Genomic DNA, 18294 nt, shown 5'->3' with positions numbered 1-18294 from the left:
CACCATTGCAAAAACGACCTGCAGGTAAGGGAGCGAGTATTCTAAAGCATCTTTGCTTAAAACAAAAGCATATTGGCTAAATAAAAAATGATCATTACCTCACTCATTTGCCGTAATTCAACTCAGGAAAAAATACTGGAATTGTGAACACCCACTACAATTCAAAATAAAGCTAAAGCTCTGTCAAAAATTGTGCAGATCAACACCCTAAAAACTTGCAATAAGTTGCGGATTACCCTTGCGATTATTCACAATTCCATCAATACTTCGCCTCGTCTTGTGTGAGATAAAAAAGACCGTAATATGATGAAAACATCTTTATATATAACTCTATTGCTTGGACTCAGTGCGACGCATCTTTTTGCAAAACCACCGCAGCAGAAATCGACACCAAAAGCCACACTCGAAGTACAAAAAAGTGCTGCCTTGCCTGCTCATCTCACCACACGCTTAGCATGGCGCAAGTTTCCACAACCCAAATATAAAAATGAAGATTTAAATCAACAAAACCGAGCTGCAATTGTGCGTATTTATGCAGATGAAACCGGCAAAATCAGTCAAGCCACTATTCAAGAAAGTACAGGGCTGAAAAAATTAGATGATGCCTTATTACAAGCGGTTCGCACTGCTGAAATTCAACCGACCTATGTAGAAGATACTGCCGTACCGACCATTGGTTTTCAAAGCTTTAATTTAAGATTTCAGGATAACCAGCACGAAGATTGCCAGTTTGATTTTCAATCTAAACAATGGTTAGCACAGCAACAACAGCAAAAAGTTCAATTTAAGTATCGTAGTCAACCACAATTAAACTTAAGTGCGGAAGATTTAAAAAATCACTCACGTAAGTTAAAGTTTCAATTCAAAGTAAATAAGCATGGCGAAGTGAAACGTGTGAAATTGACACAAGGTTCGGGACAATACGCACTTGATCAACAAGTTTTAGCTGCAGTGAAAGCTGCTCAAGTAGATGTACCGCGTCAATTTTGGCTGTATAAAAAGTCAAAATTAAAAGATGAAATTTATTTTGATTTAAACACGTGTGATGCTCAAGAACAGTCATAAGTGTCTATAGATAATAGGGGTTGCTTGCTTAAACCCATGTATAAACAAAATAAATAAACAGATAACGCCCGATTTTGGCTAGACTCACCATCAACACAAAACGGGCAAAATGTTCTTTCATTAAACCTGCAATCAGCGTAATTGGATCACCAATAATCGGCACCCAACTGAGCAGTAAAGACCAAAACCCATATTTGGCGTAGGTGTGCTGTGCTTTTTCTAATTGTGTAGCCGAAACAGGAAACCACTTTTTATCTTTATAATGTTCGATCTTGAGTCCCAAATACCAGTTCACACAAGAACCTAAAATATTGCCTAGACTGGCAATGCTAATCAGCCAAATGGGTGCATAGCTGCCTTCATATAACAGCCCCAACAACACAGCTTCGGACTGTAAAGGCAATAAAGTTGCCGCACCAAATGCAGATAAAAATAAACCAAACAGCGTCCAAAGCATAGACGATTTAAAGCCCTAAAGCCTGCTTGGTTTTACAATATTCCCAGTTCGCCCAAACAATACTAAGCAAAATAAGTGCCGCACGTGCCCATGTATAACGCTGAGTAACAGGCTCAATCGCAGCACGTAAAACCTGTTGATCTGTGCTATTTAAAGCCGCAATCATATTCTGCACATGAAATGCTTCGATCACAAATAAGATCAAGCAAGACACAATGCCCAAAATAATGCTCCAATACACTTTGGCATTTTGCTCAACAATCTTGGTAAAGTTTAAAAAAAATTCTTGCATAGCTCATCCAATAAAAAAGCCACCTGAAAAAGTGAGGTATCAGGTGGCTGGCATCTTAGCATAAAAGTAGATTTAAACTTGAATCGCGAGTGCTTTCTGCACTGCAGGGCGCGCAGTCAGCCGTGTAATATAGTCTTGTACATACGGATAATCTTCCAGCGAAATATTTTGCCAGTCATGACGTAACGCCCACGGCAAAATAGCCATATCAGCAATTGAATATTCGCCCGCCACGTACTTTTGCCCCATCAACTGCTTATTTAACACGCCATACAAACGCTTGGATTCATTGATATAGCGTTCAATCGCATAAGGAATTTTCTCTGGTGCATAACGGCTAAAATGATGATTCTGTCCTAACATTGGACCAAAACCACCCATTTGCCACATGAGCCACTGCTCTACTTCAACACGCTCCTGTTCATCGGTAGGATAAAACATGCCAGTTTTGCGCCCTAGATATTGCAAAATTGCACCCGACTCAAACACAGAGATTGGCTCACCACGCGGACCGTTCTGATCGACAATTGCAGGAATTTTATTATTGGGCGAAATTTTTAAAAAATCTGGCTGAAATTGATCATCTTCTGAAATATTGATGGGGAAAATTTGATATTCCAAACCCATTTCTTCAAGTGCAATACTAATTTTATGACCGTTGGGGGTGCCCCAATAATAAAGATCAATCATGTTTTATCCTTCATTACTTTTTTTGCTTTTTGACCAGCATTCTTCTACTGCGGTTTTAGTTATAGCATGTTTTTAAGCGTTTGTTGCGTGTCGCTGCGTAGAGTTTTTTTATCGAATGGCATATCTCATAAACATGAAACATAGATGCTCACTTTCATCACGCAAAAAAAAGCACCGCCAAGGTGCAGTGCTTCTTTTGTTCAAGATGGGATTACTTTTTCTTTTTAGGACCAAGCAACATACCCATTTGACGACCTTCCATTTTTGGTGCTTGTTCAACTACACCATATTCAATTACATCTGCTTCAACTTTTTGCAATTGAGCCAAACCTAACTGTTGGTGAGCCATTTCACGACCACGGAAGCGTAAAGTGATTTTTACCTTGTTCCCTTCTTCAAGGAATTTGATAATTGCACGTAATTTTACGTTGTAATCACCAACATCAGTCGCAGGGCGGAGCTTGATTTCTTTCACCTGTACTTGATGCTGTTTTTTCTTCGCTTCTTTCTGCTTTTGCTTTAGATCAAACAAATGCTTGTTAAAGTCCATGATTTTGCACACCGGTGGTTCGGCATTTGCCACAATTTCCACCAAGTCAAGGTCAACGCTTTCTGCTGCGCGTAATGCATCAGCCAAGCTTACAATACCTTTTTGCTCACCATTTTCGTCTACAAGACGGACTTCTTTTGCACGAATTTCATCATTCAAAGCAGGACGGTTAGATTTTCCGCCCTGTTGATTACGGTCAGGCTGTTTAATCGCTGTTACTCCACAATATACCGGCCGCGTTCTGCGACGGCTGTTTTCACTAGGTCAATGAAAGCATCAATTGACATAGTACCCAAATTTGTTCCTGAGCGAGTACGGACGTTTACCGTTCCTTCTTCCACTTCACGGTCCCCAAGTACCAGTAAGTATGGAATACGCTCTAATGTACGCTCACGAATCTTAAAGCCGATTTTCTCATTTCTCAAGTCAGAAATAGCACGAATACCGTTTTCTTTAAGTTTTGCGACGACCTGTTCACTTGCAGCAGCTTGTGAATCGGTAATATTCATGACACAAGCTTGCACTGGCGCTAACCATGGTGGCATAAAGCCTGCATAGTGCTCAATAAGTATACCAATAAATCGTTCAAAGCTGCCAAGAATTGCGCGGTGCAACATTACAGGCTGATCACGATCATTGTCTTCAGTGACATAAGATGCCTCTAAACGCTCAGGCAAGTTAAAGTCACACTGAATTGTACCACATTGCCACACACGACCTAAGCAGTCTTTCAGTGAGAATTCAATTTTCGGGCCGTAGAACGCACCTTCACCCGGTTGTAACTCCCATTCCAGACCTGCAGCATCCAAGGCATCAGCCAAAGATTTTTCTGCCATATCCCAAAGTGCATCATCTCCCACACGTTTTTCAGGACGTGTAGACAGTTTCATTTGCACCTCTTCAAAACCGAAATCTTTATAAACATCTAAAGTCAGTTTGATGAAGTCTGCAACTTCTGGCCCAATTTGTTCTTTGGTACAGAAAATGTGGGCATCGTCTTGAGTAAAGCCACGTACGCGCATAATGCCGTGCAGTGAACCTGATGGCTCGTTACGGTGACATGAACCAAATTCTGCCAGACGAATTGGCAAATCACGATATGACTTTAACCCTTGGTTAAAGACTTGTACGTGACATGGGCAGTTCATTGGTTTTACTGCATAGTTACGGTTTTCAGAATGGGTAGTGAACATATTGTCTGCGTAGTTGGCAGCATGTCCTGATTTTTCCCATAGCGTGAAATCGACCACTTGCGGGGTACGAATTTCTAGGTAACCGTTGTCTTGTTGTACTTTACGCATGTACTGCTCAAGTACTTGGTAAATCGTCCAGCCATTTGGATGCCAGAACACCATGCCTGGTGCTTCTTCTTGCATATGGAACAAGTCCAAAGCTTTACCAATTTTACGGTGGTCACGCTTTTCTGCTTCTTCAATACGTTTGATATACGCTGCGAGCTGTTTTTTGTCCGCCCAAGCCGTACCATAAATACGTTGTAACTGTTCGTTTTTCGCATCACCGCGCCAATAAGCGCCTGAAATTTTGGTGAGTTTGAACGACTTTAAGAATTTAGTGTTTGGAACGTGTGGACCACGACACATATCCAAATAGTCTTGATGATAGTACAAGCCCATTTGGGTTTCGTTTGGCATGTCTGCAATCAAACGTAATTTATATTCTTCGCCACGCGCTGTGAATTCTGCAATTACTTCATCACGCGGGGTCATTTTTTTCACAACATCATAATCTTGGTCGATGAGCTTTTTCATACGCTCTTCGATTGCTGCCAAATCATCTAACGTAAATGGACGAGGCATCCAGATGTCATAGTAGAAACCTTCTTCAATGACAGGGCCAATCACCATTTTCGCTTCAGGAAAAAGCTGTTTTACCGCATGCCCCACTAAGTGCGCACATGAGTGACGGATAATCTCTACGCCTTCTTCATCTTTAGGCGTAATAATTTGTAGGGTTGCATCTTCGGTAATTAAATCGCAGGCATCGACCAAACGATCATTCACACGTCCAGCAACTGTATTTTTGGCAAGACCCGGACCGATGCTTTGAGCAACTTCCATCACAGATACGGCTTGATCAAACTGTTTTTGATCGCCATTTGGCAAAGTGATAATAGGCATAGATAAAAATCCTTAAGGAGTGATGCCCCGTACCATGGAGCATATCACCGCGAGATTATGATTAAGGGAGACCCTCAAAAGATAAAAACGGTGTATAAATAAAAAGCGCCTTAAATTTTACACGGCTTGCGTACAGGTTTAAACCTTTGTGTACTAAAAAAGCCAAAGAATCGGCATTTCAGCTGTTTTTATTCCCTAAAGGTTGCCCACGGCGTGAATTGTCCATGTTGATAGGCATACACCGCTTCAAACTGTGGCAACACCGCCTCACTCTGTTGCGGGCGTAAAAATACATAATCATCTATTTGGATGCGATGCTGTTTGGGTACTTGAATCAACTCTTGATTGCTACTGCGTCCGTATAAAGCATGTGGATGACTGCTCTCAGGATAAACATAATCTGCCATCCAATAGCCACCATAAACAAAAACGGCTTGATTGGATTGTGGCAAATAGGACTGCAAACGATCTAAGCCAGGCACTAGTACCGCAGCCAATACCTTTAAAACAGGTGTTGCAATCCACAAAGCCGATTGCAAATCTGACAAGATTTTTAAATCAAAATCACTGGGTTTAAGCAACATCGAACCAAAAGCCAGATCATTACATTCACTGTGCTGACAATGCTGCATAAATGTCAGGCTACCACCACCGTTAAAACACAAGTCATCCTGCCACAACTTTGGAAAATGATGCTGAATCAGTTGTTTATAATTTCTATATTGCTGCTGTGAGTGTTGATAGGCTTTGGCTTGTGCATGAAATACATTTGGTAATTTCACCACATGCGCATCGTACCCCATCAAACCTGACAGTTTTAAATGTTGTGGATGCTGCTGAATCAATTCCAGCATTTGCATAAATCCAGCATGATCTTGCGCCCCACCACGATGCAAACCGATATCAATTTTAAGATTAATATTCAAACAAAGCTGGCGTTGTTGTGCCAAATGTAAATACTGTTGTAAACGTGCAGGTTGATCAACCAACCATTGTAAATGCAATTGGATATTCTCAGCAGACGCCATCACCTGCTGATAAAAAGCATCTACCGCACGTATTGGCATTGGCTTGCCAAACAGTACATCTGCTTGTGGAAAGTGCTGCATCACTTCATACAAATGTGGCAGATGAAACAACATAAAACGCTGCGTATTCAGACTTTGGCTTGCGTGTTGCAATATCTCCAAACACGCTAGCGATTTCACCACCAGTCGTGGTTGCAACCGTGCAGGCAAATGGGCTGCAACATAATCCAAGTTATGCTGAAAACGTGCCATATCCACAATCAGTTGCGGTGTTCCTGTACCCTGTTGCTGCAAACTGTGGGTGAGTTGCTGAAAATAATCACTTTGCATGTCACGCTCCCTAATTGAATGCTCTTATTTTGCGATTGCTTGAGTTGTTTATTGAACATCACGCTGCACTCAAACTTGGAATCGTGAAAATTTGTCTTAAATATGGATTAATCCATTTTTGCTGTGGATCAAGCTGCTCACGAAGTTGCATAAAATCATCCCATTTTGGATATAACTCACGTAATTGATCCGCTTGCATACTGTGCAATTTGCCCCAATGTGGACGTCCCTGATATTTTTGTAAAATCGGTTCGACCCATTTAAAAATATGTTGGCAATCTTGTTTATAAAATTGGTGGATTGAAATAGACACCGAATCCCGTCCATAAAAAGGACTCAGCCAAATATCATCGCCTTTGACATAGCGAAACTCGATTGGGAAAAACATGGCGACACGCTGTTGTTTCAAAACCGCCAATAATTCTTCTAAACACGCCAAACCTTGCTCGGCAGGCAATTGGTATTCCATTTCGTTAAATTTGGTATTGCGTGGCGTTGGGAAAATTTGACTCGACCAATCGACATGAGTACTCGGTTTGATAAACACGCCCAACAAAGATTGTAAATACGGATTTAACTGTGGAAAAACACGGGTTATTTCCGAACAAAAATTTAATAAACGGTCTTCTGATAACCAATGTTGCGGACGAGGATCCGTCAATCCTCGGCTCTCATCTAAGGTTTTTAAAATCACCTGATCACTGTGTAAAAATGCCCAAAACTCAATATGGCGATGTTGATGCTTCCAACGGTCTATATATTGATAAATATCACTCAAGGCACATAAACGTAGCTGCTCTTTGAGTTTATAGCGCGAACGGTTTTGTAAAGTGATTTTGGTCATCACCCCAAAACTGCCCAGCGCGACCCGACCTGCCTGAAAAATTTCAGCATTGTGTTCAGGTGAACATTGCAACACCTCACCCTCTGCTGTGAGCAGTTCAAAATCAGTCACCAAAGCCGATAGACAAGGTAAATCCACACCTGTGCCATGTGTTCCTGTTGCAACCACACCTGCCAAACTCTGATGATCAATATCGCCCTGATTTTGCAGCGCCTGATGAATCGGAGCTAGACATTCACCCAGTTTGTACAGCCGAGTCCCTGCATGTAAGGTGCATTGCTGCTTTTGTGCATTAAATTGATGCACCCCCTGAATATGATCTAAATTCACCATCACATCATCGGTTGTGGCTAAGGGGCTAAAGGAATGCCCTGCTCCGACCATTCTAATTTTGTCGTGCTTTCGCACAATTTTTTTCAGTTCATCTACATTTTTCGGCTGTAAAAAGTCTGGATAGGCTGTTTGCTTTCCAGACCAGTTACTCCAACGCTGTTTCATAATCCTTCCTTTTTCTGCGTGGCATTTATTTTTATTGCAGTTTGTTTTGCGTTACTTTTTAAAGTACCGCATTAAAAAAATAGAGACACATGGATGAGATAAATGACCTCTCTATCCATATTGATTTAGATTAACCTCCTGACTAGTACATGATTTAGAATATGTTTCACATGGAACAATGTATAAAAAAACTACAATTCATTTAGCGCATTAGCTTTCAAACTGTCACGATATGTTCTTTTTTCTAATTCATCCAAAGGTACAGCGGGCGGTAATAACGATGCTGTATCGCGTTGTGGAATAGGCAAATTCAATTGCTCTGCGAAATATTGAAATTTAGTTTGCAACGCTGCCAAAGTCCACTGTCCATATAAAGTGTGACCACCTTCATAGGCTTGTTGTTGATATTCCTCGAAGGTGGTCACATAGCCCATATAATCATTGCAATATGAAGCCAACCATACTTTTTGAGTCGATTCCAATTCTTGTTGTACGGTTACTTTGAGCCGCTTAGCTGCAACAGTAGTAATTTCCCCAGGACAGCACAGCAAGGTTAAGTCGCCAATTTTAATTAATTGTAATGGCACTACATTCGGTACCAACAAGCTATGATCAATTGCGCCTACACTGGCCTGCTTGTTCATTTCTGCAATCAGTTTGTCTAAAAATTTAGGATAATGATTCAGTGGCTTGCCAAAAATGGTTTTAGAACCACATTCCAGCACAATATCTTTGGGGCCTTGTGAGGCATATAGCTGTTGATAATAGCTATAATCTGCGGCTTGAGGATTACTCAACTTTTTCTTTTTCACTCGCTGCGCTAACCATTGCATACCTTTAAAAATCGGTTGTGCCACACCTGCACCATCTACAGGTGTTCCTGCAAAAAATGCTGCACCATGACAGGCTGCACTGGTTTTTGCATCTGTTTGCCCCATCGCAAATTCAACTGGAATTTCAATATTGCTTAAATCGACATAATGGCACACAGCATCTAAAGCTCCCATTAACGGCGTACCTCTATGTGCCAAAGCTTTCAGTGCCAATTCACTTTGATAGCGACCATTTTGCTGTGTATATTCGTATTCTTTTTCATCGCGCATTGCAGCACGTACCTGTGACTGCTCAGGGCCATGATAATGTGGAGAAACATCACCCGCTGCGGCTTGGGCAAAAATTGCCACAGGATTTTTGACCCCACGTTGTTGCAGTGCACGCTCGGTACAAAGTGCGGCATAACCTTTGTTATCACCATCATGAGCGCTTAAACGACTGCTTAAACAGGTAGCATGCACCCCAAATAAAGAAAAAACTGCCTGTAAATTACCTTCGCGATAAAAACCAAGCAATTGCATATCACTATCTAAGGCCAAATGTGCCTGTTCCAGCGTTCTACGAGATACATCAGGATTACGGTTATACGCTGTTAAAGAGCGATTCCATGCCACTGGCGTTTCTTCTGCAAAACGACCATTGCTCATATAAATATCGGTTTTTTCTGGGTCGCCAAAGCTTTGAGCACACTGCCCACAATCGCATCGACCACTGCATTTAAATGTTCAGGCACAAAACCAGGTGTGGGCATATTGTACAACGCTTCATGTGCACAACCGCCAGGTGCAGAATGAGTATGCGTTGCCATCAATACCAAACGCTGCGGCTGAAAACGCTCCCCCAGTTTACGCTGTAAACGCTGTATCGCTAAATGACGCATGGCATAGGTCACACACCCCATATCCAGACAGCAAAAAATTAATAAGTCATTGTCTAAGGTTTGAATACAAATACTGCGGGCAAATAAAGCTGTTCGTTGTTCATAGGCACGATGTTTCCAGTTGCCATAACCAAACATGGCAAGCCCTTTTGGCTGAATATGAATTTCCTGTTTATCCCAACCCACCAAATACATTGCAATCGTATTCCTTTTCATCTATACAATCAGTCATGACGCTGATCAACGCCATTAAACAAAATTGCATCACGGCAAATAAGGGTCAAAGCGACAATGGCATGGGGGGATAATCGGACTTATGTCAGCAACTTCAAACTACTTGCTGCAGCACGTGCCGCCTGCCTTATTGTCAGGTCTGATTCATTACGCCAAAGAACAACAGATCCCCTATCAACCATGGTTTCAGGGAATTTCTCAAGATCTTGATCAAATCGTCCAAGGCAATGGTTTTGTTTCATTTCAAGATATTTGCAAAGTGGTGACACGCGCCCTGCAAGACACTCAATGTGCACATTTAGGCTTAGAAATTGGACGTGACAAGGGGCTGATTTCCATGGGCATGCTCGGTTTTGCCATGGTGTCCAGTCAAAATGTTGTAGAAGCCTCACAGACAGGACTGCAGTACCATCCCATTTCAGGCAGTGTGATGGATTTGGAGTACGATTTTTCCTCGACCTCTCCTACACTGGTGATGAAAGAGCGTTATCCCACGGGGAACTTACTGCGCTTTTTTTGCGATGAAGTCCTCTCCAGTATTGTTAGCTGCTTAGACGTCATGCTTGGCAATCATCAAGATTTGGTCGAAGTGCATTTTAGTTTTGCCCAACCCGACTATTTAGAGGCTTATCAGGTGCATTATCAATGTCCTCTGCACTTTTCATCATACATGAATGCTTTGGTGTTCCGACCAGAGATTTTAGGACGCCAAATTAAAACCTCTAGTGCCGCCAATTACAGCACCGCCCTGCGTGTCTGCCAACAAGCGTATCAGGATATGCAGGCGATTAATCAACAGCAATATGCACACGTGTTGAGTTATCTAATCGAACAGCATTTACCTCAGCACTTTGATATGCACCAAGCGGCACAACATTTTCAAATGAGCGAAAGACATTTACGCAGACAATTACTTGCCGAAGGCTGCAACTTCCAAAACCTGCGCCAACACGTTTTGGAAAATAAAGCCAAACAACTGCTACAACAGCCTTTGAGCATGACTGAAATTAGCCAACAACTTGGCTTTAGTGAATTACGCGAATTTCGACGTGCATTTAAGCGTTGGACAGGTCTCAGCCCATCACTCTATAAAAGCCAAATGACAGAATAAGTTAATATTTTCCAATAAGCTACTATTTTTATTGAATAAAAAATAGCTGCTAAATTTTACTTAAACTATTTTTTAAATTTACTTACAAGCGATTCAAAACAAAAACAACAGATTTTCGACTAAAGCATAACTGCAAAGCTGCCATAAAATCCCTATCTTTTTAAGTTGGATAAAATAACGACACATATTATGGAGAATAACAATGGTCAGCGCATACGATGAATTACCGCGTACCCCTGCGAACTTTGTCGCCTTGTCCCCATTACGTTACTTAGAACGGGCAGCTTATATTTACCCTCACCAAAACGCAATTATTCACGGTTCCCGTCAAATTACCTGGCGCGAAACTTATTTGCGCTGCTGCCAATTTGCGCATCAACTTCAAAATTTAGGCATCAGCAAAAATGATACTGTTTCGGTGCTGCTCCCTAATGTTCCCGCCATGCTAGAAGCACACTTTGCCGTACCAATGGCAGGTGCAGTGCTGAATACCTTAAATACTCGTCTAGATGCTAAAACACTGGCATTTATGCTTGATCACGCAGAATCCAAAGTGCTTTTGGTGGACCCTGAATTTGCAGCTTTAGCACAAGAAGCGTTGGAGATGGTCAATCATGAAATTTATGTGATTGATGTCAACGATACAGAATATGAACATGCCGCCAACGCTCTCAGCATCGGACAGATTGAATATGAAACTTGGCTGGCTGCAGGTGACCCCAATTTTGAATGGCATTTACCTAAAGATGAATGGGATGCAATTAGCCTGAACTATACGTCTGGCACGACAGGCAACCCGAAAGGCGTGGTCTATCATCATCGCGGTGCTTACATTAATGCAGCCAGCAATATTATTGCCTGCGGGATGACACCCCGTGCGACCTACTTATGGACACTGCCCCTATTTCACTGTAATGGCTGGTGTTTTGCATGGACGATGGCAGCCAACGGTGGCACCAATATCTGCTTGCGTAAAGTCGACCCTGAACTGATTTTTAAATTAATCGCAGAGCACAAAGTCGATTATTTCTGCGGTGCGCCAATTGTCTTGTCGATGCTCATCAACACCCCTGAGGAGAAAAAGACCCAGTTTGATCACCGTGTTGAAGTGATGGTTGCGGGTGCTGCACCGCCAGCAGCAATTATTGAAGGTATGCGCAATATTGGCATTAACGTAACTCACGTTTATGGCTTAACTGAAACCTATGGCCCATCTGCGCTGTGTGCTTCTCAAGCAGGCTGGAGCGACCTATCCATTCAAGAACAAGCACAATTACATTCGCGTCAAGGCGTGCCTTATCCGCTGCAAGATGGCATGAAAGTTTTAGACCCAGAAACCATGCAACCTGTACCAAAAGACGGCAAAACCATGGGCGAAATTATGTTCCGTGGCAATATCGTGATGAAAGGTTATTTGAAAAACCCAGAAGCCACCGCAGAAGCATTTGCAGGTGGCTGGTTCCATACGGGCGATTTAGCTGTCTGCCAACCCGATGGCTACGCCAAAATTACTGACCGCTCTAAAGATGTGATTATTTCAGGTGGTGAAAATATTTCTTCACTCGAAGTGGAAGAGGTGTTGTATCAACATCCTGCAATTTTGACTGCTGCAGTGGTGGCAAAACCAGATCCACGTTGGCAGGAAGTCCCGTGTGCCTTTATTGAACTGAAAGAAGGCAAGCAGGTCAGCCCTGAAGAAATTATTGCCTATTGCAGTCAACATTTGGCGCGTTTTAAAGTACCAAAGGATGTGGTGATTACTGAAATTCCAAAAACATCGACAGGTAAATTACAAAAATTTGTACTGCGTGAATGGGCCAAAGAGCGTTCAGTCGGTGAGTTCGGCTAAAATTTGAAAATCCTTACACATAAAAGACAATAAAAAACGACTCGTTATGAGTCGTTTTTTATTGCAATCAGACAAGCTCGCGTTTGATCACTTGGTTCTCTGATAGCTTAGTTTTCTGACAGCAAAGCCACTTGCTGCACATAGTTAAACAACTTGAGCTTAGATGCTTCAAGTTCTTCCGCAGACACTTCCTGTTTCATATCACGGTGGATACGCAACACATGCTGACGCAGCGTATGACGCTCAGCTGCTTTATAGGTTTTACTAAAATCATTAATCACAGGGTCGCCGTCTTTAATAATTCGCTCTACCCAACGCTGTAACTGTGCGGTTTTTTTCGCACCTTGTTGCGGTGTCAAATAAGACAAAATTACGCTTTCATCTTCATTACGCAACAATTTACCAATACGCTGACACTGACGACGACGTGCTTCATGTGAAGTAATGCTTTGCAATTCCAGTAAAGCATCAATTAAACGCTCTTCTACTGGAAGTTTCTGAATTTGTTTGGCGCTTAACTGCGCCAATTGTTCGCCCAGTGCAGCCATACGTTGTACGGCTTTTTTCTGTTCGGTTTTACTTGCACGCCCTTCTAAAGATTCAAAGTCATCTTCGGTAAAACGTTGCGGTCGACGTGCCACGATTAATCTGCCTCGTAAAATTTTGCTGCAAACAGTGCTTGAATATCAGATAAAGCTTTTTCTTCATCTGCACCATCAATCACCAAGCGTAAAGTAGTTCCCTTGCCTGCACCTAACATGAGCAAGGACATAATATTTTTGGCATCAACCAATTTGTCGCCTTTACCAATTTGGATTGACGAACGGAATTTGGTGGTCACTTCAATCAGTTTCCCAGATGCCCGTGCATGTAAACCTAGTTTATTAATTACGTCAACAGTTGTGTCAATCATGACCAGTGCTTCATTTCTCGGTGTAAGACTTGAATAGACCATTTTGCCTCAAGTGCTTTTTTTAGTCTATCTACGATATAAACGGAACGGTGTTGCCCACCCGTACAGCCAATTGAAATGGTGATGTAGTGACGATGCCCTTCGGCAAAGGCTGGCAACCATTTTTCTAAAAACTGGTGGATGTCCTGAAACATTTCATGGGTTTGCGGACTTTGTTGCAAGAATTCCTGCACAGGTGCATCTAAGCCTGAATGTTTTCTTAGCTCCAAATCCCAATGGGGATTGGGCAAATGACGCACATCAAACACATAATCGGCATCTAAGGGAATTCCGTGCTTATAGCCAAAGGATTGTAAAATCACAATCAGGTTGTCGGTTTGCCCAAGTTTAGACAACAACACATGTTTTAAATCATGCACGCTTTTGTCCGTGGTATCAATATGCACCGTAGAGCGGAACTGAATCGGCATCAACAAGTTTTTTTCTTCTTGAATACATTCATTCAAGCTTTTAAAACGGCTAGAGAGTGGATGCGGACGGCGTGATGCGCTAAAACGGGCAATCAATTCCTGATCTTGCGTGGTCAGATAAATAATATCGACTGAACCATGCTTTTGCAGTTGCTCAAATACCAAATCAAACTCTTGCAAGTCGGCACGGGTGCTGCGTACATCTACCCCCAATGCCAACTGTTCCAAGTTATTTTCCTGATCCAGTTTATCCACAATTTCGGGAAGCAATGCCAAAGGTAAATTATCAATACAGTAATAACCCAAATCTTCCAACACTTGTAATGCCGAAGATTTTCCTGAACCCGATTGACCTGTCACGATCAAAATACGTTTCATGGCATGCAACCCTTCTATTGCCAGCTATGCAGAATGTTTGACCTGCAAATTATCAATTAAACGTGTATTGCCCAATTTTGCTGCAACGAACAACACCAGATCTTCACTAAATGCTTCAATTTTCTGCAATTCTGTTGTACGCGCCTCTACATAGTCCACAACAAAGCCTGCTGCTGTCAATGTTGCTTTAATATTCGCTAACACTTGTGACAAAGTTTCACCTTGCTGTAATGCTTGTGCAGCGGCCTTTAAACTTTGATAGATTGTCGGTGCAATTTGACGCTGTTCAGCGCTCAAATACCCATTGCGTGAACTAAGTGCCAAACCATCTGCTGCACGTACAATTGGCACACCAATCACTTCTAGCGGAATATTCAAGTCACGTACAAACTGACGAATGACTGCCAGTTGTTGATAGTCTTTTTCACCAAAGAAAGCATAGTTTGGCTGTACCATATTGAATAACTTGGTCACGACCACCGCAACACCATCAAAGTGTCCAGGACGCTGCAAGCCACATAAGTCTGCCGTAATCTCGCTCACTGAAATATTGGTCAAACGTGGTTTGCTGCCATACATTTGCTCAACTGAAGGCGCAAAAATAATGTCACAACCGACTTCTGCCAACAATTGACTGTCTTGGTCTAAAGTTCGCGGATAACTGTCAAAGTCTTCATTAGGGCCAAATTGAATTGGATTGACAAAAATACTGACCACCACCACATCACATATTTTTTTCGCTTCGCGCACCAAGGTCAAATGCCCTTCGTGCAAATTGCCCATGGTCGGAACAAAACCAATGGTTTTACGCGCAGCGCGTGCAGGCTGTAATGAAGCCGCTAAGCCTTGAATTGTGGTTTCAGTTTTCATATTACAACTCGACTTGGAAAGTTTGTTCACGTGCAGGGAAAGAACCATCTTGAACTGCAGCATGATAGTCTTTAAATGCATCCAAAATGGCAGTTTCACCCGCTTGTTCTTTCATAAAGTTACGTACAAATTTTGCGACACGACCAAAAGTCAGCCCCAGCATGTCTTGCACCACTAGTACCTGACCGTCAGTGTCTGCACCTGCACCAATCCCAATCACTGGAATTTCAGGGAACAAGGCAGAAATTTCTTGACCTAGCTGTGCTGGCACACATTCTAGTAACAGAATCGCCGCGCCTGCTTCTACCACAGCTTTACAGTCAGCAATCAGTTTATCTGCAGCTTCGCGGGTACGTGCCTGTAATTTATAACCGCCAAATACATGCACCGATTGTGGCGTTAAACCTAAATGTACACAGACAGGAATACCATTACGGGTCAGTGTTGCAACGGTTTCGCTGAGCCATGCACCACCTTCCATTTTGACCATTTGTGCACCCGCTTGCATCACCTCTTTCGAGCTTTGCAATGCATCATTTAAGGTGGCATAACTCATAAATGGCAAGTCAGTCAAAATAAAAGCATGTTGATTACCACGACGCACCGCCGCAGTATGATAAGCCATATCCGCCACGCTGACAGGCAAGGTTGAGTCACGCCCCTGAATGGACATCCCCAAAGAATCGCCAATTAAAATCGTATCAATTTCAGCAATTTCCATTGCTTTCGCCATGCTTGCATCATAGCAAGTCAGGCAGGAGAATTTTCGACCTTCCGCTTTAAATTTTCTTAGGTCACTTAAACTAATCATGAAAATATTCCTCTATGGAAAAAGCATCACGCATGCTTAATTTAAAACTTTATAGCCCTGCCCAATTGCTGGCATCTACAACAGTTAAGCTCGGATGTTCAAGCAATGGCGAGTGTTTTAATAATTGTCCCTTAACGCTTAAGTTAGCATCCAAATCTAACAACGGGATGACGACAAAATCACGTTCTAACACCCCCACATGCGGTACAGTCAGACGTTCATTTTGAATGTTGGCATCAGCATAAATCAACAAGTCTAAATCTAGCGTACGCTCACCCCAATGACGTAAACGCACCCGACCCGACTCTTGTTCAAAACGCTGTAATTCATCTAACAATGCCAAGGCTTCAAGTTCGGTATCTAAACGTACCACAGCATTCAAATAATTAGGCTGATCTTGTGGCCCCATTGGTGGGCTTTGATACAGTTTAGAAGTCTGCACTTGCCCCAAAGTTGCCAGTTTTTGCACCGCTTCAGTCAAAATTTGACGCGAATCGCCCAAATTACTGCCTAAACCAATATAGGTGATGTTGCTCATTGTGTTGGCCCAAAAATCACTTGGCTTAAATCACGTTGCACACGTTTACGTTTTAAAATCGGATGATCTGCACCAATACCTGAACCGTTTGCTGTAGCAGTCAATTGCGCCCGATTTTCTTCATACTGTTTGGCTTTACGCGCACGTCGACTACGAGGCTCAGGCTCATTCACCAAGGGTTCAATCTGCATATCGGCAGCATGTGTTGCTGGTGCCACATCAACAGGTTCTTGCGCTGTTTTACGGCGGCTCTTGGCACGTAATCGGTTATATTGGGCAATCGCACGTTCTTTTTCATCGGTGCTCATAAGCTGGTAGGCATCCCACCACTGACCCATTCCTAAAGTCGAGCTATCGCCTGCTTTTTCACGCAGTAATAAAAAGTCAAAACCTGCACGGAAACGCGCATGCCCAGACAATGCTTCAATTTGCTGTGGTTTCGGTTGCAATAAACGGGTTTGCATTTCCCAAACTTCACGAATAAAAGTTTCAGCAAAACGAGGAATAATGGTACGTGTCGCCTGACGTTTCAGTACATCTAAACCTGCTTGGGCTCGCGCTTCGGCTGCCACCACACCTTTAGAAAGATAAAAGTCACAACGCTCTAAAAACGGTTGCCACAACAGCACCGCATAGAAAAATGCAGGGTTGATGGTTTTACCAATCGCAATCCGTTGATCGGTATTTTTTGCTGCACGTTCAATAAATGAGTTGATGTCTGGCTTGATGTCGGCAAATAACTGACGCCAAATACCAAACTCAATCAACATCGGCAGGACTTTATTTAAATGTCCCATCGTAAAGAGTTTTTGCGACTCATCATATAAACGGTGTGGCGATACATCACGCAATAACTGCGTCATTTCAGGCGTAAAAATTTTAAGAATTTTTGGATCAATATTGAAATTTAATTTGGCAGCAAAACGCAAAGTACGCAGCATACGCACTGGGTCTTCTTCAAAACGTAAAGTTGGATCGCCCAATAAACGCAAGTTTCTGTGCTTTATATCATCTACGGCATTGCAAAAATCTAACACGATGCCTTTGCGTGGCTGGTAATACAACGCATTGATTGAAAAGTCACGACGGGCAAAATCTTGCTCGATTGTGCCCCAGTTATTATCGCGCAGAATCATCCCCGCCGCAGAAGTCACAGCTTTTTTCGGTGGCGCACGGAAAGTGGCCACTTCAATTAGTTCACGCCCTGCATAGACATGCGCCAGCTCAAAACGTCGTCCAATAATTCGGCAACGTCGTCCGAAAACTTCTTTCACTTGTGAGGGTGTGGCATTGGTTACGGCATCAAAATCCTTCGGATTTAGCCCTAACATTAAGTCACGAACTCCACCACCGACGATATAAGCTTCATAGCCTGCTTTGGTTAAAGCATCTAGAATATCTAAAATGGAAGAAGGTAATTGAGCGGTAGATAAACCACATTTTGACGCGCGCAAAGTTTGCAAAAGACGCTGTCTCCTACGTCTGAACGTAAAACAGATAAGATGTCGCTAATC

17 protein-coding genes and 1 pseudogene are annotated in these 18294 nt (G+C 42.6%); 3 read left to right on the top strand and 15 right to left on the bottom strand.

Annotated features, from left to right (window positions below; translation table 11 throughout):
- The first annotated feature begins 306 nt into the window (after window positions 1-306).
- Window positions 307-1065, top strand: coding sequence for an energy transducer TonB (locus FTV52_RS08000; protein ID WP_026438356.1), 759 nt, complete (start codon window positions 307-309; stop codon window positions 1063-1065).
- A 28-nt stretch (window positions 1066-1093) separates the two neighbouring features.
- On the opposite strand, the gene FTV52_RS07995 is transcribed toward FTV52_RS08000, so the two are convergent.
- The 8 genes and pseudogenes from FTV52_RS07995 to FTV52_RS07960 all read right to left on the bottom strand — a co-directional run bounded on the left by FTV52_RS07995 (window position 1094) and on the right by FTV52_RS07960 (window position 9801).
- Complete coding sequence (locus FTV52_RS07995; protein WP_004975149.1) at window positions 1094-1522, bottom strand: YqaA family protein; 429 nt, start codon at window positions 1520-1522, stop codon at window positions 1094-1096.
- Window positions 1523-1529: 7 nt separating this feature from the next.
- On the bottom strand, window positions 1530-1814 hold the full coding sequence (locus FTV52_RS07990; RefSeq protein ID WP_179990509.1) for a hypothetical protein: 285 nt from the start codon (window positions 1812-1814) through the stop codon (window positions 1530-1532).
- 72 nt (window positions 1815-1886) lie between these two features.
- Complete coding sequence (locus FTV52_RS07985) at window positions 1887-2504, bottom strand: glutathione S-transferase N-terminal domain-containing protein (protein WP_004975146.1); 618 nt, start codon at window positions 2502-2504, stop codon at window positions 1887-1889.
- A 211-nt stretch (window positions 2505-2715) separates the two neighbouring features.
- Window positions 2716-3264, bottom strand: a complete 549-nt coding sequence (gene infC, locus FTV52_RS07980) for a translation initiation factor IF-3 (RefSeq protein ID WP_096902435.1) — start codon at window positions 3262-3264, stop codon at window positions 2716-2718.
- Window positions 3265-3269: 5 nt separating this feature from the next.
- The gene (thrS, locus tag FTV52_RS07975) at window positions 3270-5192 is read right to left on the bottom strand and encodes a threonine--tRNA ligase (RefSeq protein ID WP_004975142.1); all 1923 of its coding nucleotides are present in this window, start codon (window positions 5190-5192) and stop codon (window positions 3270-3272) included.
- Window positions 5193-5380: 188 nt separating this feature from the next.
- Window positions 5381-6550 (bottom strand): alanine racemase, encoded by a 1170-nt coding sequence (locus FTV52_RS07970; protein ID WP_179990507.1) that lies wholly within the window; start codon window positions 6548-6550, stop codon window positions 5381-5383.
- Between the two features lie 58 nt (window positions 6551-6608).
- Window positions 6609-7892, bottom strand: a complete 1284-nt coding sequence (locus FTV52_RS07965; protein ID WP_131260750.1) for a D-arabinono-1,4-lactone oxidase — start codon at window positions 7890-7892, stop codon at window positions 6609-6611.
- Between the two features lie 191 nt (window positions 7893-8083).
- A pseudogene (locus FTV52_RS07960) lies at window positions 8084-9801 on the bottom strand (neutral/alkaline non-lysosomal ceramidase N-terminal domain-containing protein).
- Window positions 9802-9922: 121 nt separating this feature from the next.
- On the opposite strand from FTV52_RS07960, the gene FTV52_RS07955 reads away from it, so the two are divergent.
- Window positions 9923-10951, top strand: coding sequence for an AraC family transcriptional regulator (locus FTV52_RS07955; RefSeq protein ID WP_179990505.1), 1029 nt, complete (start codon window positions 9923-9925; stop codon window positions 10949-10951).
- Between the two features lie 202 nt (window positions 10952-11153).
- Window positions 11154-12800 (top strand): acyl-CoA synthetase, encoded by a 1647-nt coding sequence (locus tag FTV52_RS07950; protein ID WP_179990502.1) that lies wholly within the window; start codon window positions 11154-11156, stop codon window positions 12798-12800.
- A gap of 107 nt (window positions 12801-12907) precedes the next feature.
- On the opposite strand, the gene yjgA is transcribed toward FTV52_RS07950, so the two are convergent.
- The 7 genes from yjgA to pcnB are packed head-to-tail and all read right to left on the bottom strand — an operon-like array spanning window position 12908 to window position 18243.
- Window positions 12908-13441 carry a ribosome biogenesis factor YjgA gene (gene yjgA, locus FTV52_RS07945; protein ID WP_131260753.1) on the bottom strand — a complete coding sequence of 178 codons (534 nt, stop codon included), beginning with the start codon at window positions 13439-13441 and terminating at the stop codon, window positions 12908-12910.
- 2 nt (window positions 13442-13443) lie between these two features.
- The gene (locus FTV52_RS07940; RefSeq protein ID WP_026438354.1) at window positions 13444-13713 is read right to left on the bottom strand and encodes an HPr family phosphocarrier protein; all 270 of its coding nucleotides are present in this window, start codon (window positions 13711-13713) and stop codon (window positions 13444-13446) included.
- Complete coding sequence (gene rapZ, locus FTV52_RS07935; protein WP_004975124.1) at window positions 13710-14561, bottom strand: RNase adapter RapZ; 852 nt, start codon at window positions 14559-14561, stop codon at window positions 13710-13712. Before rapZ ends, FTV52_RS07940 begins: the two co-directional genes overlap by 4 nt.
- 24 nt (window positions 14562-14585) lie before the next feature.
- On the bottom strand, window positions 14586-15431 hold the full coding sequence (gene panC, locus FTV52_RS07930; RefSeq protein WP_004975122.1) for a pantoate--beta-alanine ligase: 846 nt from the start codon (window positions 15429-15431) through the stop codon (window positions 14586-14588).
- A 1-nt stretch (window position 15432) separates the two neighbouring features.
- Window positions 15433-16242, bottom strand: coding sequence for a 3-methyl-2-oxobutanoate hydroxymethyltransferase (gene panB / locus FTV52_RS07925; protein WP_096901515.1), 810 nt, complete (start codon window positions 16240-16242; stop codon window positions 15433-15435).
- Between the two features lie 49 nt (window positions 16243-16291).
- On the bottom strand, window positions 16292-16780 hold the full coding sequence (gene folK, locus FTV52_RS07920) for a 2-amino-4-hydroxy-6-hydroxymethyldihydropteridine diphosphokinase (protein ID WP_004975118.1): 489 nt from the start codon (window positions 16778-16780) through the stop codon (window positions 16292-16294).
- Window positions 16777-18243, bottom strand: coding sequence for a polynucleotide adenylyltransferase PcnB (pcnB, locus tag FTV52_RS07915; protein WP_179990501.1), 1467 nt, complete (start codon window positions 18241-18243; stop codon window positions 16777-16779). The genes folK and pcnB overlap by 4 nt, the downstream gene beginning before the upstream one ends.
- Between the last annotated feature and the right edge of the window lie 51 nt (window positions 18244-18294).

Origin of the sequence: Acinetobacter sp. YH1901141 (assembly GCF_013416935.1) — a bacterium.
Lineage (GTDB): Bacteria > Pseudomonadota > Gammaproteobacteria > Pseudomonadales > Moraxellaceae > Acinetobacter > Acinetobacter towneri.
The sequence above is the reverse complement of the archived record's forward strand: the minus strand, read 5'-3'. Positions and strand labels throughout refer to the sequence as shown.